The sequence below is a fragment of the Mycobacterium sp. genome, from assembly GCF_032159775.1.
Taxonomy (GTDB): Bacteria; Actinomycetota; Actinomycetes; order Mycobacteriales; family Mycobacteriaceae; genus Mycobacterium.
This window is the reverse complement of record NZ_JAVHWK010000206.1, coordinates 1-6409: the sequence shown is the minus strand read 5'-3', so window position 1 is coordinate 6409 and position 6409 is coordinate 1. Positions and strand designations below refer to the sequence as shown.

At 66.7% G+C, this 6409-nt stretch carries 8 protein-coding genes; 4 read left to right on the top strand and 4 right to left on the bottom strand.

Annotated features, from left to right (window positions below; all coding sequences use genetic code 11):
* Nucleotides 1-937 (top strand): MFS transporter (locus QOJ24_RS26230; protein WP_526266451.1); only part of this gene is annotated, 937 nt, incomplete at its 5' end.
* Between the two features lie 15 nt (nucleotides 938-952).
* Here QOJ24_RS26230 and QOJ24_RS26225 read toward each other — a convergent pair.
* A complete protein-coding gene (locus QOJ24_RS26225; RefSeq protein ID WP_526266449.1) occupies nucleotides 953-1945 on the bottom strand; it encodes an oxygenase MpaB family protein in 993 nt (330 codons plus the stop codon).
* A 104-nt stretch (nucleotides 1946-2049) separates the two neighbouring features.
* Between QOJ24_RS26225 and QOJ24_RS26220 the strand changes: the two genes are divergently transcribed.
* Nucleotides 2050-2643, top strand: coding sequence for a TetR/AcrR family transcriptional regulator (locus QOJ24_RS26220; protein WP_526266448.1), 594 nt, complete (start codon nucleotides 2050-2052; stop codon nucleotides 2641-2643).
* A gap of 119 nt (nucleotides 2644-2762) precedes the next feature.
* Nucleotides 2763-3026 (top strand): hypothetical protein, encoded by a 264-nt coding sequence (locus QOJ24_RS26215; RefSeq protein ID WP_526266446.1) that lies wholly within the window; start codon nucleotides 2763-2765, stop codon nucleotides 3024-3026.
* 4 nt (nucleotides 3027-3030) lie between these two features.
* On the opposite strand, the gene QOJ24_RS26210 is transcribed toward QOJ24_RS26215, so the two are convergent.
* Genes QOJ24_RS26210 through QOJ24_RS26200 form a run of 3 tightly spaced genes read right to left on the bottom strand, consistent with a single transcriptional unit; the run spans nucleotide 3031 to nucleotide 5131 of the window.
* A complete protein-coding gene (locus QOJ24_RS26210) occupies nucleotides 3031-3933 on the bottom strand; it encodes an alpha/beta fold hydrolase (protein WP_526266445.1) in 903 nt (300 codons plus the stop codon).
* 20 nt (nucleotides 3934-3953) lie between these two features.
* On the bottom strand, nucleotides 3954-4550 hold the full coding sequence (locus QOJ24_RS26205) for a DinB family protein (RefSeq protein ID WP_526266443.1): 597 nt from the start codon (nucleotides 4548-4550) through the stop codon (nucleotides 3954-3956).
* A 2-nt stretch (nucleotides 4551-4552) separates the two neighbouring features.
* A complete protein-coding gene (locus QOJ24_RS26200; protein WP_526266441.1) occupies nucleotides 4553-5131 on the bottom strand; it encodes a DinB family protein in 579 nt (192 codons plus the stop codon).
* A gap of 61 nt (nucleotides 5132-5192) precedes the next feature.
* On the opposite strand from QOJ24_RS26200, the gene QOJ24_RS26195 reads away from it, so the two are divergent.
* On the top strand, nucleotides 5193-6152 hold the full coding sequence (locus QOJ24_RS26195; protein WP_526266439.1) for a helix-turn-helix transcriptional regulator: 960 nt from the start codon (nucleotides 5193-5195) through the stop codon (nucleotides 6150-6152).
* Nucleotides 6153-6409 lie beyond the last annotated feature (257 nt).

The following is a 6409-nucleotide window of genomic DNA, read 5'->3' as shown; positions in this document are numbered from 1 at the left end:
CCTGCTGACGCTGCGGCTCCTGCAGGGTTTCGCGGTCGGCGGCGAGTGGGCGGGCGCGGCACTGCTGTCCGCCGAGTACGCGCCTGCGAAGTCCAGGGGACGCTACGGGATGTACACCCAGATGGGTGTCGGCAGCGGGCTTGTGATGAGCAGCCTGCTGTTCCTGATCGTTAACAAGACGATCGGCGAGTCCAGTACCGCGTTCATGCACTGGGGTTGGCGGATTCCGTTCCTGTTCAGTGCGGTACTGATCGCCATCGCCCTTTACGTCCGGATGAACGTCGCCGAGACACCGGTGTTCGCCGCACAGAAGAGCCGCGATGGCGCGTCGGTGACACCGATGGCCGCCCTGTTCAAGAACCAGCGGCGCGAGGTGCTCCTCGCGGCGGGCAGCATGATCGGCTTCTTCACGCTCGGCTACATGGCGAATGCCTACTTCATGGGTTACGCCCATACGCACGTGGGGTTTTCGCCGAACCTCGTCCTGGCGGTGGGGCTGCTGGGCGGCGTGGTCGTGGTGATCTTCAACGCGCTGAGTTCCATTTTGAGCGACATCTTCGGTCGCCGTCGCGTCATCATGGCGGCGTTGGCGGTCGGCGTTCCGTGGGCGTTCGTGGTGCTGCCGCTGATCGACACGGGCAATGCCGCGTTGTTCACCCTGGCGATGACCGGCACCTACGCGATCGCCGCCAGCACATACGGCCCGATGGCGGCGTTCATCCCGGAGATCTTCGGCACTCGATACCGCTACACCGGCGCAGGTCTGTCGCTCAACGTCGCGGGCCTCGTCGGCGGCGCGGTGCCGACGATCGCCGCGGCGCCGCTGCAGGCAAGCTGGGGCGTCGGCTCCATCGGCCTGATGATGGCAGCCGTCGTGCTGGTGAGCCTGGTGTGTACCGCCAAGCTGTCTGAGACCAAAGGCGTTGCACTCGGCTGATTTTGCGGACGTCGGTCAGGCGAAGCTGTGTTCTACCTCGGCGCGGCTGAGCACCGGGTCGGTGCCTGGCACGTACGTCGGCAGCGTGTGCGGCACCGACGTGCCGCCCCTCACCCGGGCCTGCGCCTGACGAAACTCGGGGATCGGACCGGACGCCGCGGTCAACCCGTTGATGACGGTCCAGACCGCCGCCCGCCGAGCCGTTCGCTCAACGATGTTCGGGTTGGTGTGCGACACCAACTGCGCACCCCACTTCGGCAACGTGTCGCGGATCGCCCAGTCGATCGCGCCCAACGCCATCGGCAGCCCTGGTCCCGTCGACATCGCCATGCCGTGGGTGACGGCCAGCTTCGGCAGATACGACTTGAGGCAGTCCAGCGTCTCGGCCTTGGTGGTCGGCAGGTCGGTACCGCCAAGTGCATGGCCGACCCGAACGAATTCGCCGTAGTAGCGGTCGATCTTCTTGCCGCGCAACGGTTGCGGGTGATAGAGCTCGTGGGCGGTGGCCAAGCCCCATACCACCGTCGCGTAATTCCAGCGCAGCCAGTCGGGATCGTCGGCGTCGTAGCTAGCGCCGTCGGGGCGGGTGCCCTTGATCGTGTGGTGCATCGACCGCACCGACTTGGCCAGCCGCTCGGCGGTTTCGGTCGAGCCGTATGCGGTGCCGATGAAGAACGCGATCGAATGCCCGAGTCGCACCGCAGCGCCTGCGGGGTCGATCACGGGGATGGCTGTCCCAGTCTCGGGGTCGCGTTTCACCAACCGCGAGTGGTGCATGCCCATCCAGTAGATCGACGGGTCGAGTCGCTCCATGTACGCCGCGCATTGCAGCCCGAAGATCAACGCGTACATGTGGGAGTGCACATGCCAGACCGCGCTGCCCGGGCCGAACCAGCCGGGATCGCCGACCGGTGCGGCGAACTCCATGCCGCGGAAGTAATTACGGCGGATGTCCTGGTCGAATTTATTGTTCAGCAGTTGTCCGGCGATCTGATGCGGCAGGTACATACGCGACTCCCCAGTTCTGGTTACAGCTGTAACCAGGTTACAGTTTGGGCACGGGTGTGACCAGACCCGGCCCGACCGCCATCGGGACGACGTAGTCTTTCCCGATGTCGAGCCCCACGCGCTGGGCCGGTGTGCCGCTGTCTGATCGCCGCGCCGAGCGCCGCGCGCTGCTGGTCGACGCGGCCTACCGGCTGTTCGGCGACGAGGGGGAGTCCGCAGTCTCGGTGCGTTCGGTCTGCCGCGAGTGCGGGCTGAACACCCGCTACTTCTACGAGAGCTTCGCCGACGTCGACGACCTGCTCGGCGCGGTGTACGACCGGGTCAGCGCGGAACTCGTCGAGGTCGTCGGCGCCGCGATCGAGCAGGCCGATGACTCGGTGCGCTCACGCACCCGGGCAGGCATCGCCGCGGTGCTCGGATTCAGCTCGGCCGATCCGCGCCGAGGTCGCGTGCTGTTCACCGAGGCGCGGGCCAGTCCGGTGCTGACGGGGCGCCGCGCTGCGGCCCAGGATCTGTTGCGGGAGAGCGTGTTGACTGAGGGAGGCCGGCTGACGCCGGAGTCCGACCCGGTGGCGGCCGCGGTCGGTGCGGCGATCTTCACCGGCGCGATGGCAGAGCTGGCGCAGCAGTGGCTCGCGGGCACTCTCGGCGATGATCTGGACGCGGTAGTCGACCGGGCGCTGGCGATCGTTTTCTGAGCCTCGCCAAGATTGTTCTTCGGTTCGGTGGAATCTTCGGGCGGTCTGGAACGTTCGTGCCATTTACAGGGAGTCGATGTCAGTCTCCCGAGTTATTGGAACGGAAGGACTATCCAGACATGAGTTCCAGCCGATACAAAGTGATTTCGGCGACCGTTGGCGCGAGCGCCGCGATCGCGATGAGTGTGTTCGGCGTCGCCTTCAGCACCGTCAGTTCTGCGCAGGAGCCTTTCACACTCAGTCCGGTGACGGCGCCGTCCGCCACCACGGGGCAGACGGTCACGGCGACCAATGCGCCGTCGGCGCCGGAGACGAGTCATGCCAAGCCGTCGGTCACCGGGCCTGCGCCACTGCCGCCAGAGGAGCAGGGACTGCCCGGCTAGCGGGTCAGGCCACGGCAAAGTTCTCGGTGAGCGCCTCGATGATGGGGCGCCACACCGGTTCTGGGAGGTCGTGACCCATGCCGTCGACGACAACGAACCGTGCCCCCGGAATGGCCCTGGCCAGGTTGCGGCCGTTGCGCGGGCGCACCATCGGATCGTCGGTGCCATGGATGACCATCGTCGGGGCGGTGATGCTGCGGGTGTAGCGCAGCAGGCTGCCGGTGCCGAGGATTGCGTCGAACTGACGGAGCATGCCCTGCGGGTAGTCGCTTCGGGCGCGCAACTGCTCGACTCGGCGGCGCAACGCATCGACCGGCGGTAAGTAGTTGGGGCCGTTGATGATCGAGATGCTGCGTACCTCGGCGGCGAGCCGCTCCTCCCACGGGGCGTCCTTCGCAGGCCCGCCGAAGGCCAATTTGATGACGCGCCACCGCGGCACCGCCGACAGCAGCCGGTTCGAGCTGGACATGATCAACCCGAGCGACGCGAGTCGGTCGGCATGGCTGGCCGCCAGCACCTGCGCGATCATGCCGCCCATCGATGCGCCGACGACATGGGTGCGGTCGATGCCGAGGTGGTCCAGCAGGCCCCTCACGTCGTCGGCCATGTCGACCAACGTGTAGGGCACCTGGCTGCGACGCCCCGTCACGTGGCGCAGCACCCTTGGGTAGACGGAGCCGTCAGCCTTTTCGCCGTGCAGCTTCGTCGACAGACCGGTATCGCGGTGGTCAAAACGGATGACGCGGTAGCCCCGACCGACAAGCTGCGCGCAGAACCCGTCCGGCCACATCGGAAGCTGGGCGCCCACACCCATGATCAACAGCACGGGCGGGGCGTCGGGATCGCCGAGGTCTTCGTAGAACAACTCCACGTCTCCGCAGAGCGCCGTCCCCGCACGGGTTTGCACGGGTCCTTTGTACCAAGCGGCTATGCCGACTTTCCCCACGGCTTGATCCAGTCGGTTTCCGGCCATCCCAGGATGCCTGCCATCAACTCGTACATCGTTGCGCCGTCGATCGATTCGCGGATGATGTCGCAGTGGCCCGCGTGCCGGGTCAACTCCTCGACCAGATGCATCGCCACCCAGCGCACGTTCCAGAAGTCGAGGTCCTGCGGGAACCACGGCACGTCGTGCGGGACGGGCACCTGCGTATCGAGGTCGGCCTCGGCGAAGATCCGCAGCGTGTCCTCGTTCTGCGCGCGAAGCTTGTCGAGCAGCTCAGCGAGCGTCTCGTCGTCACGCATGACGTACTGGTCCTCGTATTCGGTCACCTGCTCCTCGAACGGCCGCTCGTCCCGGGGAGGCGAATCGGGCGCCGCCGTCACGCGCGCCATCCAGCTGTGCTGCACGCCCGCCGCATGCTTGACCAGTCCGCCGATCGACAGAGCGCTCACCGACGGCTTGGAGCGGGCCTGTTCGTCGGTGAGGCCGTAGGCGACCGCGAAGAAGGCGTTCTGGTTGAACCGCAGAAACTCGATCAACGTCTGGCGCTCGTCGGCGGCGGGAGGGGGCATTCCTTGCACGGCTACTTCTCCTTGTTCTCGGCGGTCTCGGGGCTGTTGGCGTAAAGGTCTCGAATACAGGCGATCTCGGCGCCATGGTGAATCATCTCGCGGTTGATGTGCAGCACCAACGCGATGAACGGATACTCCGCGTATGGGCCCTCGGCGGGCCCGCATGGCCGGTCGAGCGCGTCGACGTCGAGCCCGCGCACGCCCGTCATCCATGTGTCGTACACCTCGTCGAGTTGACCAAGGGCGGTCGCCGCATCGGTCGCGTACGGCCAGCTCTGGTAGTCCGCGGGCGGACCGTCGAAGTGCGAGTGGTTACGCATCGCCAGCACCCCGACGATGATGTGCGCGAGACGCCACGCGATCGTGGTGAACGGAGCAGGTTCGGGGGCCGGGTACTCGAAGTCGATTCCGCCGTCGGGGTGCACCGTCCAGCAGTTGGGCACCGGACAGTAGAAGTATTCGTCGTCGGTCAGGCCGTCGAGTCGTGGGCGCAGCTGGGTGGTCCAGTGGAAGTCGAGTTGGTCGGCGAGGTGGCTGACCAGATCTGATGTCGTCGTTGCGGCCGTTTCTCCTGGTGTTTCCAAGCTCATGGAATGACCCTCTCATCCATATAGGACAGGATGTGTCCTAAGAGTGTGGAAGTCTGGAATCGTGTCCGAGACGACGAGCCGGGTTCTGCAACTGCTGGGCATGCTGCAGTCGCGACGGGTGTGGTCGGGCGAGGAACTCGCCGACCGGCTCAACGTCACCACCCGCAGCGTGCGCCGCGACGTCGAGCGGTTGCGCGACCTGGGGTATCCGGTGTTCGCCAGCAAGGGCCACGGCGGCGGTTACCAACTGGGGGCGGGCGCCGCGCTACCGCCGCTGCTGCTGGACGCCGACGAGGCGGTGGCCATGGCGGTCTGCCTGCGTCTGGCCGCAGGCGGCAGCGTGGCCGGGGTCGGGGAATCGGCGTTGCGGGCGCTGAGCAAGCTGGACCAGGTGATGCCGTCGCGACTTCGTTCACAGGTGTCCGCGGTGCACGACGCCACTGTCACGCTCACGTCGACCTCGTCGGACTCGCCCGTTGAACCCGACGTGCTGATGACCCTGGCCCGCGCCTGCCGCGACCATGAGCATGTGGCGGCGTCCTATGTCGACCGGGCAGGCAATGCCACCGAGCGCCGGCTAGAGCCCTACCAACTCGTCACGACGGGAAAGCGCTGGTATCTGCTGGCGTTCGACCGCGACCGCGACGACTGGCGCAGCCTGCGGCTGGACCGGATGGGCGACGTCCGCGCCCGAGGCAGCACGTTCGTGGCGCGGGACGCACCCGACGCCGCGGCATATGTACAGCGTTCGATCAGCGCATCGCCGTACACGCACGTTGCTCGGGTCCGCTATTTCGCGCCGGAGCAGGTTGTTGAACAGCACTTCTCACCGTCATCGGTGACGATCGAAGCGGACGGCCCCGACGCCTGCATCGTCACCGCCGGCGCAGATGACCCCGACCGGATGGTGATCTATTTCGCGGCGGTCGGTGCCGAATTCGAGGTGCTCGAACCACCAGAGGTGGTTGCCGCTGTCGAGTCGGCAGCCGGCCGGTTGCGTCGTGCCGCCAGCAGGCCGTGACGTTCGCGCCTGGCCGCGGATCCGCGCAGCCGCAAGCGCAGCAGTAGCAGTCGGCGGTGCGCCTCGAAGCCCATCGACAATGGGTCCGACCAGTTGCGCGAGCCGCTGGGCGTCTTGCGTTCAGTCATGGTCTCTCCATTGTGACATTCCGGCGCCCAGGCTGCAGACGGCACGCCGAGAGGTAGGCTCTGGCACCCGTCGAAATGAACTGCGGCCCAACCGCACTCAACGCGACGACGACGAAAGCGCCTACGCGG

Bases quoted from the DNA above. Each gene is read 5' to 3' on its own strand.
- QOJ24_RS26225 (WP_526266449.1), bottom strand. From the start codon at position 1,945: ATGTACCTGCCGCATCAGATCGCCGGACAACTGCTGAACAATAAATTC.
- QOJ24_RS26215 (WP_526266446.1), top strand. From the start codon at position 2,763: ATGAGTTCCAGCCGATACAAAGTGATTTCGGCGACCGTTGGCGCGAGC.
- QOJ24_RS26200 (WP_526266441.1), bottom strand. From the start codon at position 5,131: ATGAGCTTGGAAACACCAGGAGAAACGGCCGCAACGACGACATCAGAT.
- QOJ24_RS26220 (WP_526266448.1), top strand. From the start codon at position 2,050: ATGTCGAGCCCCACGCGCTGGGCCGGTGTGCCGCTGTCTGATCGCCGC.